The following is an 18,882-nucleotide window of genomic DNA, read 5'->3' on the forward strand; positions in this document are numbered from 1 at the left end:
TACATCCACTTTAATATATGAAAACAATACAATTTAGGGAAGCCATTTGCGAGGCCATGAGTGAAGAGATGCGTCGGGATGACACCATTTACCTTATGGGTGAAGAAGTAGCAGAATATAATGGTGCATATAAAGCATCAAAAGGTATGCTAGACGAGTTTGGTCCAGACCGCGTGATTGATACTCCTATCTCTGAGCTTGGTTTTGCCGGTATTGCCATAGGTAGTGCTATGAACGGTAACCGTCCTATTGTAGAATATATGACATTTAATTTCTCACTAGTAGGAATTGATCAGATTATAAACAATGCGGCAAAAATACGCCAGATGTCTGGAGGTCAATTTAATTGTCCTATCGTTTTTAGAGGTCCTACTGCTTCAGCAGGGCAATTAGGAGCAACACACTCACAAGCATTTGAAAGTTGGTTTGCAAATACTCCGGGACTTAAGGTTATTGTGCCTTCAAACCCAGCAGATGCAAAAGGTCTACTTAAAGCGGCTATACGTGATGATGATCCAGTTATTTTTATGGAGAGTGAGCAGATGTATGGTGATAAAGGAGAAGTTCCAGAAGGTGATTACCTTATTCCTATAGGTGTTGCAGATATCAAAAGAGCGGGTAAGGACGTTACTATAGTATCTTTTGGTAAAATTATCAAAGAGGCTTATACTGCCGCAGACGAATTAGAAAAAGAAGGAATATCTTGTGAAATTATCGATTTACGTACGGTAAGACCTTTAGATATTAACACAGTTCTTGAATCTGTGAAAAAAACAAATAGATTAGTAATTCTTGAAGAAGCTTGGCCTTTTGGGAATGTTTCTACAGAAATTACTTATCAAGTACAAGAGCAAGCATTTGATTATCTGGATGCTCCTATTGTAAAAATAAACACGGCAGATACTCCTGCGCCTTACTCACCGGGACTTTTAAAAGAATGGATTCCTAATAGTAATGACGTTGTTAAAGCTGTGAAAAAAGTACTTTACAGATAGACTGTTACAATTATCTTTGAAGCTTCATTAATCTCTGATTAATGAAGCTTTTTTTGTTAATAAAAGTTCCATTTTGCGACAAATAAAACTCGTGCGGTAAAATTGCCGTATATATAGTACTAATTAGCCCTGTAAAAAGTGCTAGACGCTCCCCAAGAGAGACCTACTTATACCATTTATGAAGAGAATTTTAATCTTATTATTACTTGTCCTTCTTCCTGTACTAACTATAGGTCAGACTAAGGCAGGAGGGATAGTTTATGATGATGCCGGTAGCCCTATACCTTTTGCAAATGTTGTGTTTGCAGGTTCTACAGAAGGAACAATTACTAATGAGGATGGACGTTTTTATATTCAATCAGATGCTACCTATACAGGTTTAAAGGTGTCTTTTGTAGGTTTTCAGTCTAAAGAAGTAGCGTTGCCGCAAAAGGTTAATTATGATTTAAAAATCACTCTTGGTGAAGAAACCGAAAGTCTTAGTGAGGTTGTAATTTATACAGGTAAACAATCTAAAAAGAACAACCCGGCGATAGATATCTTGAGAAAGATCTGGGAAAATAAACGATCTAACGGCTTGAGCAATGTCAAACAATACCAGTATGATAAATATGAGAAGGTAGAATTTGATCTCAACACTATTGATAGTGCATTGATAAATAGCAAAATCTTTAACAAGATGGAGTTTATTTTTGATCAGATGGATACTTCTAGAATTACTGGAAAGACCTATTTGCCCATTTTTATAAATGAACGTAGCAGTAAAGTTTACGGAGACAATATTCTGGGGAAAGAAAAAGAGGAATTAGAAGGCAATAGAAATAGTGGTTTTAGTACAAATCAAACTTTAATAGCTTTTATTCAAGAGCTCTATAATGAGTTTAATATATATGACAACTACCTTAAGTTTTTTGATAAGAGTTTTGTGAGTCCTTTGTCAACAACAGGTATCGACACCTATAACTATGTACTTGCAGACAGTACATTTATAAAAGACAAGTGGTGCTATAATATTATATATTATCCAAGACGCTCTAACGAACTCACATTTAAAGGAGATTTTTGGGTAAATGATACAACCTGGGCAATTAAAGAAATAAACCTGCAGGTTAATAAAAGTGCCAATATCAATTGGGTAAAAGAGATCTACATTGAGCAGGAGTATGATGTGCTTAATGACTCGGTATTCTTAATAACGCGTGATTATTTTCTTTCAGATTTCTCACTTCGGAAAAAAGAAGGAAGTCGTGGAATCTATGGAAAGCGTACTACACTTTATGACAACTATACATTTGATAAGAAACTAGATGAAAAAGTTTATGATGAGCGAGTTTCTAAATATGACGAGGATGTATATACTAAAGGAGATGATTTTTGGGAAGAAAAACGTCTTGAACCTTTAAGCAAAGATGAAAAAGGGGTATACGTTATGCTCGATTCGCTTAAGAAGGTTCCTAAATTTCAGCGTTTATATGATGCGGGAGCCGTTCTGGTAAGTGGATATTATGAATGGGATAAAGCAAATCTAGATATTGGCCCTGTATTTTCTGCCCTTGGCTTTAATGATGTAGAAGGATTACGAGTGCGATTAGGTGCAAGAACATATTTTGACCAAAATGATCCTTGGAGGCTAGAAGGTTTTGGCGCATATGGTTTTAAAGATGACAAATTTAAATTCGGTATTTCGGGTAAAATCCTACTAGACAATAAGGCAAGACTTATAGTTTCTGGAGGATATAGACAAGATATTGAGCAGATAGCCGCAAGTCTAACAACCTCAACAGATGTATTAGGAAGAAATCTAGCTTCATCATCTTTAGTTACTGTAGGAAACAACGACCAACTTACGAGTCTCAAACTTGCCAATTTTGCAATTGAGGCAGAATTTTTAAAGAATTTGATTATACGGTCTGATATGTCATACAGAACTTTAAAATCTGCATCACCAACATTTAACTTAGATTATTTTACAGACTTTTCACAAACAGAAATTGCCTCTGAAGTAAAGCAAACAGAACTTGTACTGAGTGCAATATTTGAACCGGGTAAACGTACCTCAGGATACGGGGTTGAGCGCACTACCAGTAATGAATGGTTTCCAACCCTATTTTTAGGTTATACTAAAGGAGTTGAAGGTCTCTTTAATAGTGATTTTGATTACGAGAAGCTTCAGTTCTCGTATCGTCAACCGTGGAGAATGGGTGGTTTAGGTACGTTTAGTTCTACAATCGAGGCCGGTAAAACCTTTGGTGAAGTGCCATTAGGCTTGTTGAGTGTTATTCCTGGTAATCAAAATCTATTTTCAATATACGGGACATTTCCGCAGTTGAATTATTATGAATTTGTAACAGATACGTATGCTACGCTTCACCTGGAGCATAACTTTGGAGGAAGATTATTTGGTAAAATTCCGCTACTTAAGAAATTAAATCTACGTGAGATAATTGGTTTTAGAGGTGCTTGGGGAGAAATTTCAAATGAAAACCAACTTATCAATGCTTCTAATATAAGATATATCGCGCCAGATTCTAAACCGTACTATGAATATAGCTTTGGAGTGGGTAATATTTTAAAAATACTTCGAATTGATTTTAATTTTAGAGGAAACTATTTAGAAGTGCCAGATGCACGTAAGTTTGGGGTAACTGGAGCACTTGAATTTTCGTTCTAAAATTAAGCAATGTGATAGTGAGAGTATTAGTTTGATGTAAAAAGTAGTTTGCTGGTTAACTAGATGTTACTTTTAGAAGATTTGTTTGTCGTAGCTTCTCATTTGGTCTATTTTTGCAGCCTATTTTACGTAAAAAAACAATAGAAAAAATATATAATAGCATGACAACAGAGCAAATTTCAGCATTTGACGTTCTTATCGAAATACCGAAGGGTAGTCGTAATAAGTATGAGTATGATTTTAAGTTGAAAAAAATACGATATGACCGTATGATTTTTTCTTCAATGATGTACCCTGCAGATTACGGATTTATCCCACAAACATTAGCGCTAGATGGTGATCCTTTAGATGTTCTAGTTTTAGTTACAGAGCCTACTTTTCCAGGCTGTGTAATGGAAGTTAAGCCTATTGGTGTATTTCATATGACCGATGAAAAAGGTCCAGATGAAAAAATTATTTGTGTACCGGTAAGTGATCCTATCGCAAGTAGCACTAAAGATCTTAGTGAATTAAACCCACACTTAATCAAAGAAATCGAGCATTTCTTTCAAGTTTATAAAGATCTTGAAAAGAAAAAAGTGGATGTAGGTGGTTTTGGTGATGTAAACGAGGCAAAAGAAATTATCATTCAGTGTATAGATCGTTATAAGAATAGTGATATTCCTAAAGAAGATGTGAGTATAGATTAAGTTCGCAAGAATTTAATAACTTATATAAAAGACCGCTAATAAGCGGTCTTTTTTTATTGTATATTCTCTATAAATATTCAATTTAATTATGTTAATCGCAATTTTACTACTTTAGTATTATTGTATTAATAATTTAAAAGCTCATTTATGGAATCTAACATTATCTACGTGCCAATCATTTTGGCGATCATTGGACTGCTTTTTATGTTTATCAAAATGGCTTGGGTAAAGAGACAACCCAACGGAAATGAAAAAATGCAGGATATTTCAAAAAGCATAAAAGAAGGAGCTCTTGCATTCTTAGCTGCCGAATATAGGCTGTTACTCATCTTTGTTATTATTGCCTCCGGATTGCTGTTTGTGGTGTCGTATATGGTAGATACAACAAGCTGGATGATTGTTCCGGCCTTTATTATTGGTGCTTTTTTTTCTGCTCTTGCAGGAAATATAGGAATGCGTATTGCTACTGATGCAAATGCACGTACAGCAGAGGCTGCAAAAACAAGTTTGCCTCAAGCTCTAAAAGTAAGTTTTGGAGGAGGTACGGTTATGGGGCTTGGAGTTGCAGGACTAGCCGTTTTAGGATTGAGTCTAATTTTTCTTTTTTTAATGGAAAGCTTTTTAACTGAAGGCGGTGATTTTTATGAAGAAATGACAGTAGTATTAGAAACGCTGGCGGGGTTTTCTTTGGGAGCAGAGTCTATAGCGCTTTTTGCTCGTGTGGGAGGAGGTATTTATACAAAAGCCGCAGATGTGGGAGCAGATCTGGTGGGTAAAGTAGAAGCCGGAATTCCTGAAGATGATCCTCGTAATCCCGCGACAATTGCAGATAATGTGGGTGATAACGTAGGTGATGTTGCCGGTATGGGGGCAGATCTTTTTGGTAGTTATGTAGCAACAGTGTTAGCAGCTATGGTTTTGGGTAACTATCTAGTACGAGATATGTCTAGAGATAGTCAATTTACAGATGCTTTTAATAATATGGGGCCGGTTTTATTACCAATTGTTATTGCAGGAGTAGGAATTTTAGCTTCAATCATCGCAACATTTTTAGTGGGTATTAAAGATAATAATGCCAAAGAAAGCCAAGTTCAACGGGCCTTAGATGCCGGTAATTGGGTAGCTATACTTTTAACCTTGGTTGCTAGTTATTTTCTTATTGACTGGATGTTACCACAATCAATGTCGATGCAATTTTTTGGAGAAGGGTATAAAGATATTCCTTCTTTAAATGTATTCTGGTCAGCTTGTATTGGTCTTGCCGTAGGTGCTCTAATTTCTATTGTTACGGCGCATTACACAAGTTTAGGGAAGGGGCCAGTTATGAGTATTGTAAAAAATTCTTCTACTGGAGCGGCAACAAATATTATTGCTGGTTTAGCTGTGGGTATGAAATCTACTTTTCTTTCTGTATTACTATTTGCGGCTGCTATTTATGGGTCTTATGAGTTGGCAGGATTTTACGGTGTAGCTTTAGCGGCTTCAGCAATGATGGCAACTACCGCAATGCAATTAGCTATAGACGCCTTCGGACCTATCGCAGATAATGCCGGCGGAGTTGCAGAGATGAGTAATCTCGATGATCATGTGCGTGAACGTACCGATATTTTAGATTCTGTAGGTAATACCACTGCAGCAGTAGGTAAAGGTTTTGCTATTGCCTCTGCAGCGCTCACAGCACTCGCACTTTTTGCGGCGTACGTTACATTTACCGGGATTGATGGTATTAATATATTTAAAGCAGATGTACTAGCAGCTTTGTTTGTAGGCGGAATGATTCCTGTTGTTTTTTCTGCATTAGCAATGCAATCTGTTGGTAAAGCTGCGATGCAAATGGTGCAGGAGGTACGCAGACAGTTTAGGGAAATTCCGGGAATACTAGAAGGTACAGGAAAACCTGAATATGGAAAGTGTGTTGAGATTTCTACTAAAGCTGCCTTAAGAGAGATGATTCTACCTGGTTTGATAACAATAATTACCCCCATTTTGATGGGGCTTTTATTTGGAGCTGAACCACTGGGAGGTTATATGGCGGGTGTTTGTGTCTCTGGAGTTATGTGGGCGATTTTTCAGAATAATGCTGGAGGTGCCTGGGATAATGCAAAAAAATCATTTGAAGCAGGTGTAGAAATTGAAGGTAAAATGTCTTACAAAGGTAGCGATGCACATAAAGCAGCAGTTACTGGTGACACGGTTGGTGATCCATTTAAGGATACATCAGGCCCTTCAATGAATATACTTATTAAACTTACCTGCCTAGTAGGATTAGTTATTGCTCCATTATTAGCTGCCGAAAATGATGAGGTTTTGGTTGATACCAATCCGATTAATACTGAAGTAGATGTAGCTCGAACGAATAGCGATTTAGTACGAACTGAAAAGTCTGGAGTAGCAGATGAACATATTTTAAATGCAAAACCTTAATAGTCACTTGAAATGTAGCTGAAGGAGATTTGAAAATAACGTATTTGAATCTATTAAAAATGAAGTTAAAAAACCGAGAATTCAAATAAAAGAATAACGTATCCTTAAGACAACTTTACCATTAAAATCCCGGCTAGCATGTCGGGATTTTATAATTTAAAGTTATGTTTAAAGAAGTTTTACAAAGATTGAATCTTCACGAAAAAGACCCATTGCAAATACATGGGTATCAAAGTTATGGTACCCATGAGCATATTTATTTGTTAGGTAGGGCGCTTGAAGATGAAGGTGTTAATTTAGAAAAAACCGGTTTTGTAAATGCATTTAAAAATGCCTACAGACAGTTTAGAAGCGATGAGCTCTCACACGCTAAGATCAAAGTTAAATTGCCAGATAATCGCGTTTTGTATACTATTACAGATGAAGAGGGTTATTTTAAGATTGATGAAAAATTAGCAAATTTAAAGGATCTTACAAATGAAGAGGGTTGGCTACAATTGGAATTAGCTTATGACGATGAAAATCAAAAGCGATTAGTAACCAATGACAATAAGTTTGCTGCTCAAATGCTTATCCCGTCTGATAAAGCTGAATACGGTGTTATTAGTGATATCGATGATACAATGTTGAAGACAGGTGTAACCTCACTTTTAAAATGGCGGGTAATTTTAAATACATTATTTAAAGGTGTGGGTAAACGTACGCCTTTTACAGGTGCTGCAGATTTCTATAAAAAATTACATTTGGGTAAATCTGGGAGTGCATCAAACCCTATGTTTTATGTGAGCAACAGTCCGTGGAATTTGTACCACTATCTGGAAGCATTCATCAAGAATAATAGTTTCCCAAAAGGCGCCATCCTATTGCGTGATTTTAGGACTCCTTTTGATCGAACGCCAAAGCCTGAAAAACCACATAAACAACATGAAATTCGGAATATTTTAAAGACGTATCCAGATTTACAATTTGTTCTTATAGGAGATAGTGGTGAGCACGATGCTGATATCTATATAGAAATAGCCGAAGAATATCCAGAACGTATTAAAGCGATTTATTTGCGAAGTGTAACTCACGAAAAACGTGCTTTTAGAGTACGTGGCCTACTGGAAAAGTTTGAAGTAACACCAGCTCTACTTGTAAAAGATAGCACCGCTGCCGAAGATCACGCTAGAGAGCAAGGTTTAATTATCTAATTCTATTCTTTTTCTGCGTATTTATAATTTTCCTTATTAAAAAAATCAAATGCCGGCAATGCTTCATTGGAATTAAACGCGTCAAAAAATGTTGCATTATCCCAGTGAGATCCAGTTCCCCATAGCGTACTTGAAGAGGAAGTAACCCAGGCTGGTTCCCAATAAATAACTCCAAGACCTCCTGCTTTTAGAACTTCATTTGTAAGCTTTATTAAGTAATTTTTCTGACCTTGAGGAGTTGCAGGAAAATTAGGAATTATAGCATCTTCTCCAAGAATATTCCCCGCAGCATCTATATTCTTAAGTGTATGTGGGTAAGCGGTTTCTACAACTACAACCTCTTTTTTATAAGTGGTTTTTAGAGAATCAATAGCGCGATGCAAATCACCTAACGCATAAGTTGACCATTTTGAATAATAAGAAAGCCCTATGATGTCAAAATCTGTTACGTCGTTTGTTTGTGCGTCTTTAAACCAATTAAGCGCATTTTCGGGTTGTGCTATATGAAGAACAATCTTAATTGCCGAATTAGATGATTGAGAAAAATCTCTCACAGCTTTGACACCTTTATTTAATAACAATGCATTTCGTCTCCAGTTGATCGTATCATTATTTTCAGAATTTTTAGCCTGAAGAATTTCAATATTAGTTTCATTACCAACTTGAACCCATTGTGGTTGCAGGTTTTCTTTAGCTAATTTAATAAGTGTTTGATACGTGTAGTTATAAATACTATCAGCCATTACCTGATTATCCTGGATTTCATCCCACGCTTTAGGGCGTTCTTGTTTTTGAGGATCTACCCAAAAATCTGAATAATGGAAATCAAGCAAGACAGCAACTCCGGCATCGTGTGCACGTTTTATGGACCGTTTTACATCTTCAAAATTAGAATAAGGTGAATGTTCTGGATTATGCCATAATCGTAAACGAATAATATTTGCACCCTTTTCAGCGAAGTAAGAATAAGGATCTATGGTATCTCCTTCTGAAGTGAAAAATGCGCTCGCATCTTCAATTTCATTAACATACGATAAATCTGCTCCTAATATAGGAGCTTTCGGCTGTTGGATTTGGTTTTTTAAATCACTCCTTTTGCAGCTCAAGAATGAAAGAGTTGCCAAGAATAGACTAAAGAATAATTTCAGATAAAAGATATTGATTCTAGAAGAGTCCATTTAATTCTGCATCTATTCTATTTATAATATCACCCAGATCTTCTGGATTGTCTACAAAATTTATGTCGTCTACATCAATAATGAGTAGGTTTCCTTTGGTATAATCGTGAATCCACGCCTCATAACGTTCGTTTAATCTACTTAGGTAGTCTATAGAAATTGAATTTTCATAATCACGACCTCGCTTGTGAATTTGAGCTACTAAATTAGGTATGCTGCTGCGTAAATAAATAAGTAAATCAGGCGGATCAACAACGCTTTCCATCAAATCAAATAATGATCTGTAGTTATTAAAATCGCGATTAGTTAATAAACCCATTGCATGTAAGTTAGGAGCAAAAATAAATGCATCCTCATAAATTGTGCGATCCTGAATAATGGCAGTTTCACTATCTTTTATTTCAAGTAGCTGTCTAAATCGGCTATTTAAAAAGTAAATCTGAAGATTGAATGACCAGCGCTCCATCGAATTATAAAAATCATCTAGATAAGGATTGTCAACCACATCTTCAAATTGTGCTTGCCAGTTAAAATGTTTAGCAAGTAGTCGTGTAAGAGTTGTTTTTCCGGCGCCTATATTGCCTGCAATGGCTATGTGCATGAGTTAAAATTTAGGTAGGTTCAGTTTGTAGGTTGAGATTAAATCAGAATGGTAAAGATACAGGATTCCTGCATTCAAATAAAATGCTTTTATATCTTCCGGTAGGTATTTAATGGGTGACCAGTGCTTATTATTTATAGGCCTAATAGAGAGTATATCATCTATAACCGCTATCATTTCTCCTTTTGAATATTGAAAATCAACCAATTTATCGATAGGCTGTTTACTGAGTAAACTACCGTATTGATTGTATTGATATAGAGTATCTGTTGTACGTACCCAGCAGGTATTATAATCGTTTGTAAGTGCTAGGGCATTTTGATTCTGAGGAGTAAAATCGGTTATGAATGTGTTGTTTAAGTAATCATATAGTTCAAGACGTTGAGCATCTACATTAAATACCCATAATCGACGATCGCTGGCCGTGCGAGCGTGACTAATATTTCTAAAGTTTTCTAGTTCGTTAAATTGAATACGGATTATTTCATTTAAGGTATTATCAAGAATTACTGCCGTATTCGTTTCAGCATAAAAAAGGGTGATTCTTAAAGGGTTTAGGAGATCGACATTGTTAATAGTTCCTAACTGTAAATCACTAAACTGAATGGTTGTGCCTGCATATTCTTTATGTAATGTTTTATTCTTTATATAATATAAACTTTGATAAGAATCTACTCCCACAAAGGTGTCTGCCTGAAGTGAAATTTTCTTACCTAACTGAGATGCCGAGACTACGAGCGAGTCTTGTGCTATCAGAAATCCCGGGATAAAAAAACAAATTATGAAGAGCAATCGCATTTGCGAAAATTACAAAAAAATAGAAAGTCCTAACTTTTAAATAATCAAGTACTGCAACGAGTTAGTTAACATAAATTTTCATACCGTTAAACCTTTAAGAAATTTAGAAGTCAAAGAGCGATAAACCATATGACTTATGAAAATTCAATCTTTAGTTCTCGCTTTTGTCTTTAGTATTTTAACTACTGCACTTAGCGCACAGACATTTGATGGAGGTATTGCTACCTATCAATCCAAAACTTCTTTTGATATGGAAGGTTTTGGAGGTCGTGAAATTAGTGAACAACAAAAAAAGCAGTTTGCAGAACGTATTAAAAGTAGATTAGAAAAAACCTTTACTCTGACTTTTACAAAAGACGAGTCTATCTATGAAGAGGTAGAAAAATTAGAAACCCCGGGTGCGGGTGGTGGCGGTATGCGTTTTGGTGGTGGTTTCTCACAAGGAGGCGTTTATAAAAATGTAGCAGAGAATGTCTATGCTCGCGAGAATGATTTGATGGGTAAAAACTTTCTTGTAAAAGATACGCTGTCAAAATTAGATTGGAAACTTGAGAAAGAAAGTAAAATGATAGGTCAATATGCAGCATTTAAAGCGACTGCAATACGTAAAACAGACCCTAATCCTTGGGAAGCTATGCGTCCAAGAAGAGGAGGTAGAGAAGAGGAAGAAAAAACTCAGGAACCTACAGAAGAATTAATTACAGCCTGGTATACACCCCAAATACCGGTAAGTCAAGGTCCCGATGAATTCTGGGGTCTTCCCGGTCTTGTACTAGAAGTTACAGCAGGACGTACAGTTATACTTTGTAATAAAATCGTAATTAACCCTAAAGAGGGTATCGAAATTGATGTTCCTAAAAAAGGAGATAAAGTATCAAGATTAGAGTATGAAAAAATAGTTGCAGAAAAAACTAAAGAAATGGCAGAGCGTTTTGGCAATGGAAGACGTAATGGTCCCGGAGGACGCGGATAATAGAATTTACTTCTAACAATCAACCAACTTTATTTTGTACAATTAACAACCTCAATCAATGAAATATTTTATTGCCTTATTTCTGCTTATTACTTTATCTACAACTGCTCAAAGCGTACGCATTTCAGGAACAGTTAAAGACGATGCAGGAACTCCCCTAGAATTGGCTAACGTAATAGCTACCCACAGCGACACAGGAGAAATGGAGTCGTATGCTATATCTAATACTGCCGGTAAATTTCAATTTAATCTACCATCAGGATATAACTATTCACTGGTTGCCAGTTTTTTAGGACTTGCACCCACTACCCGCGAACTCAACATCGGGAAAGATGCAGATGATATTACACTCGATTTTGTGCTTTTACCTGCAGAAAACCAACTGGACGATGTGGAAATTGTGTACGAGATGCCCGTCGTAGTTCGAGGAGATACCATTGTATATAATACTGATAGCTTTACCAATGGTACCGAACAGAAGTTAGGTGACATTCTAAAAAAATTACCCGGAGTTACAGTTAGCGACGATGGAGAAATACAAGTAGAAGGTCAAACGGTATCTAAGGTAATGATAGAAGGAAAAGATTTTTTTGATGGAAGTTCAAAATTAGCTGTAAAAAATATTCCTGCAGATGCATTAAAGAAAGTGGAGGTTTTAAAGAACTTTAATGAGATTGATCAAATGAGAGGTTTAGGAAATGATCAAGATAATGTAGCAATAAATTTAAAATTAAAAGAAGGTAAAAAGAACTTTTGGTTTGGAGAGATTCAAGGCGGTTTAGGAGATGGCGAAAAAACCCGTTACTTGGGGAGTACAAAGCTGTTTTACTACAGTCCTAAAGGAAGTATTAATGTGATCGGAAATACAAATAATACCGGTGATGTGCCTTTCACTTTTAGAGACTACTTGAATTTTACAGGAGGATTTAGAAATTTTAATCAGCGTGGCGGTACCTCATTTAATATTGCAGATAGCGGATTAAGCTTTTTAACTACCCAAAATAATAGAGCAAGTGAAATCTCTACAAACTTTGGTGCTGCAAACTTTAGCTATGAAGCATCAGACGTTTGGGATATAAGTGGTTTTGCATTGTTTAGCGATAACTCTACAGATTTTATTCAGCGTTCTTTACGTAATTATATTGCTACAGAAGCCACAGAAGTAAACACCGAAACGAGTGAACAGCGCAATCAACTCGGGATGGTAAAATTTAGTTCGATTTATAAACCAAATGATAAGCTTCAGTTAGATTATGATATCCTTGCAAAAAAATCTGAACAAAGCGAGATGACCGATGCGCTTTCCATATTTACAGATTCGGGCAATGTGGTAACTAATCCTATTACCGAAGAAAAGGATAATAATCCTTTCAGCTTAAATCAAAATCTTAACGCTTACTATACCCTGGATGAGAAAAATATTTTCGCAGGATTTGTACAGCATTTATATCAAAAAGAAGATCCGTTTTATAGTGCCACTGTACAGCAGCAGCCTTTTACGCAGATCCTTCCGCTAGATACAAATCAATCAGATTTTGATATCAATCAGGATAAAATGATTGAGACCAATAAAATAGATAGTAAGATTGATTATTACTACGTGATAAATGATAAGAGCAACCTTAATTTAACTCTTGGTACCACGTTGAGCAGACAAAATTTTAACTCTAATATATTTCAAATTTTGGATAATGGGAGTTTAAACAATTTTGTAGGAGATAGTCTTAATAACGATGTTACCTATAAATTTAGTGATGTATTTGTAGGAGCACATTACAAATTTAAAACAGGCAAATTTACATTTACTCCGGGATTAACCTTGCACAATTATACGGTATCGTCAGAACAATTAGGGACTGAAACCAGTGAGAGCGAGTTTAAATTACTTCCAGATTTGTATGCAATAGCACAGTTTAAACAAAGTGAAAGTTTACGTCTGGATTACCAGATGACCGCAGATTATACAGATGTAAATAATTTTGCTGAAGGTTATGTGTTTAATAATTATAACCGAATGTTTAGAGGTAATAGAGAGATTGAAAACGCTATTTTTCATTCTGCACGATTAAATTACTTCAACTTCAATATGTTCAACTTTACAAATATTAATGGAGGGTTGAGCTATACAAAGCGTATAGATGCAATAAAAAGTCAAACAGCGATAGACCAGATAAATCAAGCGTCATCTCCTATTAATAGTAATTTTGTTGATGAGGTTTTAAGTGCCAACGGTCGATTTCAGAAGACCTTTAGAAAATGGAAAGCAAATTTGAGCGGTAGCGTTTCATATAGCGAGCTTAATAATATTGTAAATGCGCAGCCTACATTATCTCAAAATTTTACCCAAAATTATCAAGGGAGTGTAGAGACTAATTTTAAAAACGCTCCCAACTTTGAAATTGGATATAACCGAAGTATAAATAACTACGAAAACGGTGGTTTAGAGCGTATTTTCTATACAGATCGCCCGTTTGCAAATGTGGATGTAAAATTTTTAAACGGCTTTACATTTACCGCAGATTGGAGTTATTATAATTATTATGATAAAGACGATACTACGCAGAACGAATATTCGTTTATCGAAGCCGGATTGCGCTATCAAAAGCCGGAAAGTAAATGGGAGTTCCGTTTAGACGGTACTAATTTGCTTAACGTAGACTCATTAAACAATGATAGTTTTAATGAGACCTATAGTACAACTACAGAGTATTTTGTACAGCCAAGAATTTTAATGGCATCCATAAAATACAATCTGTAAATCCTAATTAATTAGCGTTAGCAAGGATTAAAAAAAACCCGTAAGGTTCTAAAGAACTAAACGGGTTTTTACTTTTTAATAGGTTAGGCTAAATTATAACTGAGCTTTATTGAATTTCATCTCATAGGCTTCAATCGCCTCTGCTATTTTATCTACATTATCTGAAGCCTTTTGATGAGCAGCTTCCATTGCTTTTTCAAGATCTTTATCAGGATGTTGAAAAAGGTCTGTAATGACATGATTTATTTTATCGATAATGCTTTCCTGGCTATTCTTAATATCCTCCAGTTTGTGAAGCATTTTTTCCATTTCATCATACTTTACTTGATCCATAATCTTTTAATTTTTATTAAAGATATAGGGATTGAAGCCTGAAAATGCCTCTTTTAACCTCACTTTACATGTAATTAGGGGCTTTTTAACGGTTTTAATAATTAGCTGGAGCTAATTAATATCCTCTATCGTGGGAGACTGTATTCATTAATTCTTCACCGTTTTGTAATCTTTTGTAATTCTTGGCAATTTGCGATGATACAGAAGCTGCATTACTCATACTTGCAATATGTGGGGTGATAATGATATTCTTATTTTTCCAGAACGGATGATCTTCAGGTAAAGGCTCTGTATTAAAAACATCTATTGCAGCACTACTTAACTGACCAGTTTTTAATGCTTCAGTTAAATCGTTTTCTATTAGGTGTCCTCCTCGGGCTACATTAATCAAATATGCGCCTTTAGGAAGTTTAGAAAATAATTCAGTATTTAAAATACCTTGCGTTTTTTCAGTTAAAGGAAGTAGGCAGACAAGAATTTCTGCTTCCGATAAAAATGCATCAAGTTCGTTTTGAGAATAACTAGTTATATTTTCGATTTCCTTTTTTGAGTGTGACCAGCCAGTGACTTTAAAGCCTACATTAGTTAGCATAGTTCCCACTGCTTGGCCTAGTGTTCCTAGTCCTAAAATCCCTACACAAACTTCTTTGGCTCTGCGGTATGGAGTAGGTTTCCAGTTTGATTGATCTTGTAATGCCGAATAAACTTTTAAATTTCTAATATGATTAAGGCATAGCGCACTTACAAATTCTTGCATATCACTGGCGAGTTTGTCATCCACTACGCGAGTAAGAGTCACATCGCCGGGTAATGATTTATCCTCAAACAAATGATCTACACCAGCACCCATTGATCCTATCACTTTTAGATTAGGGTAATCTGCAAAACTTCCTTGTGGAGCTTTCCAGGTAATAGCCATTGTAACCTCATCAGGATTTTCTACCGTCTCCGGAGTTACTACGGTGATTGAAGAATCGGCCTTTTTTAAAGCCTTGATCCACGGTTCATAATTTTTATCGTTACGTATAAGTAGTAATGCCATTATTTTTTATCTAAAATTAAAAAATGCCATTCAAATTGAATGGCATTAGATAGTGTTGTGAAGTATTTAAATATTATAAGCCAAAAGCTTCTTTTACTTTATCTACATAATCCAGTTTTTCCCAAGTAAAGAGTTCGACTTCTTTAGTCACTCTACCACTGTATGGACTTTCAAATATTTTAGTGATTACCTGAGGATCTTTACCCATGTGACCATAGGCTGCAGTTTCTCTATAAATAGGATTGCGCAATTTTAAACGCTCTTCGATGGCTGCAGGTCGCATATCAAAAAGCTCACGCACTTTTGATGCAATCTCACCATTACTCATACTCACTTTTTTGGTTCCGTAGGTATCAACAAAAATTGAAGTTGGCTCCACTACACCTATAGCATAAGAAACCTGAACTAAAACTTCGTCAGCAACACCGGCAGCTACAAGATTTTTTGCAATGTGTCTTGCTGCATATGCAGCAGAACGGTCAACTTTACTAGGGTCTTTTCCTGAAAATGCGCCTCCGCCGTGAGCGCCTTTTCCACCATAGGTGTCTACAATGATTTTACGACCGGTAAGTCCCGAATCACCGTGTGGTCCACCTATTACAAATTTCCCAGTAGGGTTTATATGATAGGTGATCTCGTCATTAAATAATTTTGCCAAGTCTTCTGTAAGTCCTTCCTTAACGCGAGGGATTAAAATAGAAATTATATCTTTTTTAATCTTATTTAGCATTTTTTCGTCCTCATCAAATTCGTCGTGTTGAGTAGAAACTACAATCGCAACGATTTTTTGAGGGATATTATCATCAGAATACTCAATGGTAACCTGTGCCTTTGCATCTGGCCTTAAGTAGGTAATATCTTTATCTTCACGGCGCAGTTTAGCAAGTTCGATCATAATACGATGCGATATATCTAAAGCTAGCGGCATATAATTAGCCGTTTCTTTAGTCGCATAGCCAAACATCATTCCTTGATCTCCCGCACCTTGTTCTTCTTTAGAAGCCCTGTCGACTCCTTGATTAATATCTTTAGATTGCTCATGGATTAATGAGATTACTCCACAGCTGTCACCGCTAAACTGATATGCACCTTTTGTATAGCCTATGTCATTTATTACACCACGCGCTATATTTTGAACATCTAAATAGGTGTCACTTTTGACTTCTCCAGCCAGAACAACCTGCCCGGTTGTTACAAGTGTCTCGCAAGCAACTTTTGATTCTGGATCAAAAGCTAGAAAATTATCTAAAAGCGTATCGCTAATTTGATCTGCAATCTTATCAGGGTGTCCTTCAGACACACTTTCTGAGGTAAATAAGTAAGCCATTCAAGCAAATTTTTCCCAATTAGGGGTATTAAGTTTTAGCACGTACCTAAACTTAAAATTAGTTTTGATTTTTATAACTCCTGTGCTCCCACAGCGAATTGTTTTAAACCGAAAAAAGATTTGACGAGGGCTACTTCTGGTAGTTGTTTACTGCCTTTAGCATTTTTTTATACAGGGGTTTTAGACTTGTATAAGAGGTTGCAATCAGTCAAATCTTTCCTCAATGAGTTCGCAAATGTATAAATTTAGAAGGTATTACAAAACGACTATTAAAATCTTATGAAAACTTTTCATTTTGTAAATTTAATAGGGTTTACTTGCATATCTGTAAAAGGTTTTGCAATCTTTACGCTCATAAAGTTCAAACACGTATTGAAATGTTATCAAGAAAGGCGGAGGGATAGACCCAATGAAGCCTTAGCAACCCTTCCTACGGGATGAAGGTGCTAAATTCTACAACAGCAATGTGCTGATGATAGATAACCTAACAAGCTATTTTTTCTGAATAGCTTATTTTTCTTAATAACATTTTTCTTGTAATTAGTGCCAGAGCGGCATTATTTGACTTTGGTTTAATTTATTTAATTCAAAAAAGAAAGATGAGTACTCAAAAATTTTCAACACAAGCTTTACATGCTGGTCATGACACTACTACAAATGGAGGTACACGAGCTGTGCCTATTTACCAGACTAGTAGTTATGTTTTTAATGATTCTGATCATGCTGCGGGATTATTTAATCTATCGCAACCCGGTTTTATTTATACACGTTTAAATAATCCTACAAATGATGTTTTAGAGCAACGTCTAGCGGCTTTAGAAGGTGGTATTGCAGCTGTAGTGACAGCTTCTGGAACTGCTGCAATTAACACAGCATTGCTCACACTTTTAAAGCAAGGAGATCATATCGTAGCTTCGAGTAGTCTCTATGGAGGAACTTATAATTTATTGAATGTTACGCTTCCCAGATTTGGTATAACAACCACGTTTGTTAATCCTGATGAGGTTTCAAACTTTGATTCTGCTATACAAGATAACACACGTGCTATTTTTGTAGAATCTTTAGGAAATCCTAAGCTTGATGTTTTAGATCTAGAAAAAATTTCTGCTACAGCTAAAGAACATAAAATTCCCTTAATTGTAGATAATACGGTTGCTTCACCTGCACTTTTAAATCCTATTTCACACGGGGCAAATATTGTAATTCATTCCCTCACAAAATACATCAATGGAAATGGAACATCATTAGGAGGGGTTATTATTGATGCAGGAACTTTTGACTGGTCTAGCGGAAAATTCCCAGAATTTACAGAACCTTCTGCCGGCTATCATGGATTAGTATATCATGATGTCTTGGGACCAGCAGCTTTCATTGCAAAAACACGTATTGAAGGATTACGGGATCATGGTGCAGCTTTGAGTCCGTTTAATGCCTTTCAAATTATACAGGGATTAGAAACTTTAAAAGTCCGTATAAAGCAACATAGTGAAAATGCACTGGAATTAGCAACTTGGTTAGAAGCACAACCTGAAGTCGCTTGGGTTAATTATCCAGGATTAGCAAGCAGCAAATACAATGATCTAGCAAAAAAATACCTTCCACACGGGCAAAGCGGGATTGTAACTTTTGGTCTTAACAGTGGATTTGAAGGAGCAAAGACAGTTGCAGATAAAACAGAAATTTTTTCGCTTCTAGCAAATATTGGAGATACAAAATCATTAATTATTCATCCGGCGAGTACTACCCATCAACAATTACATGATGAAGCACAGGAAGCAACCGGAGTTACTAAAGATTTAATTCGTCTTTCTGTGGGTCTTGAGGATGTAGAAGATTTGAAAGCCGATTTAAAGGCAGCTTTTGCTAAAATTAAATAAGAATCACCGCTTTAATTTATAGA

13 protein-coding genes, 1 pseudogene and 1 riboswitch are annotated in these 18,882 nt (G+C 35.9%); of the genes and pseudogenes, 8 read left to right on the plus strand and 6 right to left on the minus strand.

All coding sequences use genetic code 11. From position 1 onward, the window contains the following. Nucleotides 1–17: 17 nt before the first annotated feature. The 5 genes and pseudogenes from DSM00_RS11390 to DSM00_RS11410 all read left to right on the plus strand — a co-directional run bounded on the left by DSM00_RS11390 (nucleotide 18) and on the right by DSM00_RS11410 (nucleotide 7,972). The gene (locus tag DSM00_RS11390) at nucleotides 18–995 is read left to right on the plus strand and encodes a pyruvate dehydrogenase complex E1 component subunit beta (protein ID WP_128758145.1); all 978 of its coding nucleotides are present in this window, start codon (nucleotides 18–20) and stop codon (nucleotides 993–995) included. 178 nt (nucleotides 996–1,173) lie between these two features. Beyond that, entirely contained in the window at nucleotides 1,174–3,666 is a 2,493-nt protein-coding gene (locus DSM00_RS11395) for a DUF5686 and carboxypeptidase-like regulatory domain-containing protein (protein ID WP_128758146.1), read from the plus strand. 161 nt (nucleotides 3,667–3,827) lie between these two features. Continuing rightward, nucleotides 3,828–4,355 carry an inorganic diphosphatase gene (locus DSM00_RS11400; protein ID WP_128758147.1) on the plus strand — a complete coding sequence of 176 codons (528 nt, stop codon included), beginning with the start codon at nucleotides 3,828–3,830 and terminating at the stop codon, nucleotides 4,353–4,355. 147 nt (nucleotides 4,356–4,502) lie between these two features. Further along, nucleotides 4,503–6,689 (plus strand): annotated as a pseudogene (locus tag DSM00_RS11405) (sodium-translocating pyrophosphatase); the annotation flags it as partial. 254 nt (nucleotides 6,690–6,943) lie between these two features. After that, on the plus strand, nucleotides 6,944–7,972 hold the full coding sequence (locus DSM00_RS11410; RefSeq protein ID WP_128758149.1) for an App1 family protein: 1,029 nt from the start codon (nucleotides 6,944–6,946) through the stop codon (nucleotides 7,970–7,972). A 2-nt stretch (nucleotides 7,973–7,974) separates the two neighbouring features. Here the strand turns inward: DSM00_RS11410 and DSM00_RS11415 are convergent, their stop codons facing one another. Genes DSM00_RS11415 through DSM00_RS11425 form a run of 3 tightly spaced genes read right to left on the minus strand, consistent with a single transcriptional unit; the run spans nucleotide 7,975 to nucleotide 10,549 of the window. Continuing rightward, on the minus strand, nucleotides 7,975–9,078 hold the full coding sequence (locus tag DSM00_RS11415) for a glycoside hydrolase family 53 protein (protein WP_206633805.1): 1,104 nt from the start codon (nucleotides 9,076–9,078) through the stop codon (nucleotides 7,975–7,977). Nucleotides 9,079–9,136: 58 nt separating this feature from the next. Beyond that, nucleotides 9,137–9,751: a deoxynucleoside kinase gene (locus DSM00_RS11420; protein WP_128758150.1), complete on the minus strand. Its 615-nt coding sequence runs from the start codon at nucleotides 9,749–9,751 to the stop codon at nucleotides 9,137–9,139. Nucleotides 9,752–9,754: 3 nt separating this feature from the next. Further along, the gene (locus tag DSM00_RS11425) at nucleotides 9,755–10,549 is read right to left on the minus strand and encodes a hypothetical protein (RefSeq protein ID WP_128758151.1); all 795 of its coding nucleotides are present in this window, start codon (nucleotides 10,547–10,549) and stop codon (nucleotides 9,755–9,757) included. 136 nt (nucleotides 10,550–10,685) lie between these two features. On the opposite strand from DSM00_RS11425, the gene DSM00_RS11430 reads away from it, so the two are divergent. Together DSM00_RS11430 and DSM00_RS11435 are read left to right on the plus strand one after the other, a co-directional pair. After that, nucleotides 10,686–11,522 (plus strand): GLPGLI family protein, encoded by an 837-nt coding sequence (locus DSM00_RS11430; protein WP_128758152.1) that lies wholly within the window; start codon nucleotides 10,686–10,688, stop codon nucleotides 11,520–11,522. 58 nt (nucleotides 11,523–11,580) lie between these two features. Further along, nucleotides 11,581–14,280: a carboxypeptidase-like regulatory domain-containing protein gene (locus DSM00_RS11435; RefSeq protein WP_128758153.1), complete on the plus strand. Its 2,700-nt coding sequence runs from the start codon at nucleotides 11,581–11,583 to the stop codon at nucleotides 14,278–14,280. Between the two features lie 93 nt (nucleotides 14,281–14,373). Here DSM00_RS11435 and DSM00_RS11440 read toward each other — a convergent pair whose 3' ends face one another. The 3 genes from DSM00_RS11440 to metK form a co-directional block, all read right to left on the minus strand. Further along, nucleotides 14,374–14,613, minus strand: coding sequence for a hypothetical protein (locus tag DSM00_RS11440; protein WP_128758154.1), 240 nt, complete (start codon nucleotides 14,611–14,613; stop codon nucleotides 14,374–14,376). A 115-nt stretch (nucleotides 14,614–14,728) separates the two neighbouring features. Further along, nucleotides 14,729–15,655, minus strand: a complete 927-nt coding sequence (locus tag DSM00_RS11445) for a 2-hydroxyacid dehydrogenase (RefSeq protein ID WP_128758155.1) — start codon at nucleotides 15,653–15,655, stop codon at nucleotides 14,729–14,731. Nucleotides 15,656–15,728: 73 nt separating this feature from the next. Then, a complete protein-coding gene (gene metK, locus DSM00_RS11450) occupies nucleotides 15,729–16,982 on the minus strand; it encodes a methionine adenosyltransferase (RefSeq protein WP_128758156.1) in 1,254 nt (417 codons plus the stop codon). Between the two features lie 377 nt (nucleotides 16,983–17,359). Then, nucleotides 17,360–17,468: riboswitch (SAM riboswitch) on the plus strand. Nucleotides 17,469–17,581: 113 nt separating this feature from the next. On the opposite strand from metK, the gene DSM00_RS11455 reads away from it, so the two are divergent. Continuing rightward, a complete protein-coding gene (locus tag DSM00_RS11455) occupies nucleotides 17,582–18,859 on the plus strand; it encodes an O-acetylhomoserine aminocarboxypropyltransferase/cysteine synthase family protein (RefSeq protein WP_128758157.1) in 1,278 nt (425 codons plus the stop codon). Nucleotides 18,860–18,882 lie beyond the last annotated feature (23 nt).

Source organism: Leeuwenhoekiella aequorea (assembly GCF_004104375.1).
In the GTDB taxonomy this organism is placed as follows: Bacteria; Bacteroidota; Bacteroidia; order Flavobacteriales; family Flavobacteriaceae; genus Leeuwenhoekiella; species Leeuwenhoekiella aequorea.

Excerpts from the sequence above, each read along its gene's own strand:
- DSM00_RS11390 (WP_128758145.1), top strand. The coding sequence starts at position 18 with ATGAAAACAATACAATTTAGGGAAGCCATTTGCGAGGCCATGAGTGAA.
- DSM00_RS11395 (WP_128758146.1), top strand. The coding sequence starts at position 1,174 with ATGAAGAGAATTTTAATCTTATTATTACTTGTCCTTCTTCCTGTACTA.
- DSM00_RS11400 (WP_128758147.1), top strand. The coding sequence starts at position 3,828 with ATGACAACAGAGCAAATTTCAGCATTTGACGTTCTTATCGAAATACCG.
- DSM00_RS11410 (WP_128758149.1), top strand. The coding sequence starts at position 6,944 with ATGTTTAAAGAAGTTTTACAAAGATTGAATCTTCACGAAAAAGACCCA.
- DSM00_RS11420 (WP_128758150.1), bottom strand. The coding sequence starts at position 9,751 with ATGCACATAGCCATTGCAGGCAATATAGGCGCCGGAAAAACAACTCTT.
- DSM00_RS11425 (WP_128758151.1), bottom strand. The coding sequence starts at position 10,549 with ATGCGATTGCTCTTCATAATTTGTTTTTTTATCCCGGGATTTCTGATA.
- DSM00_RS11430 (WP_128758152.1), top strand. The coding sequence starts at position 10,686 with ATGAAAATTCAATCTTTAGTTCTCGCTTTTGTCTTTAGTATTTTAACT.
- DSM00_RS11435 (WP_128758153.1), top strand. The coding sequence starts at position 11,581 with ATGAAATATTTTATTGCCTTATTTCTGCTTATTACTTTATCTACAACT.
- DSM00_RS11440 (WP_128758154.1), bottom strand. The coding sequence starts at position 14,613 with ATGGATCAAGTAAAGTATGATGAAATGGAAAAAATGCTTCACAAACTG.
- DSM00_RS11445 (WP_128758155.1), bottom strand. The coding sequence starts at position 15,655 with ATGGCATTACTACTTATACGTAACGATAAAAATTATGAACCGTGGATC.
- metK (WP_128758156.1), bottom strand. The coding sequence starts at position 16,982 with ATGGCTTACTTATTTACCTCAGAAAGTGTGTCTGAAGGACACCCTGAT.
- DSM00_RS11455 (WP_128758157.1), top strand. The coding sequence starts at position 17,582 with ATGAGTACTCAAAAATTTTCAACACAAGCTTTACATGCTGGTCATGAC.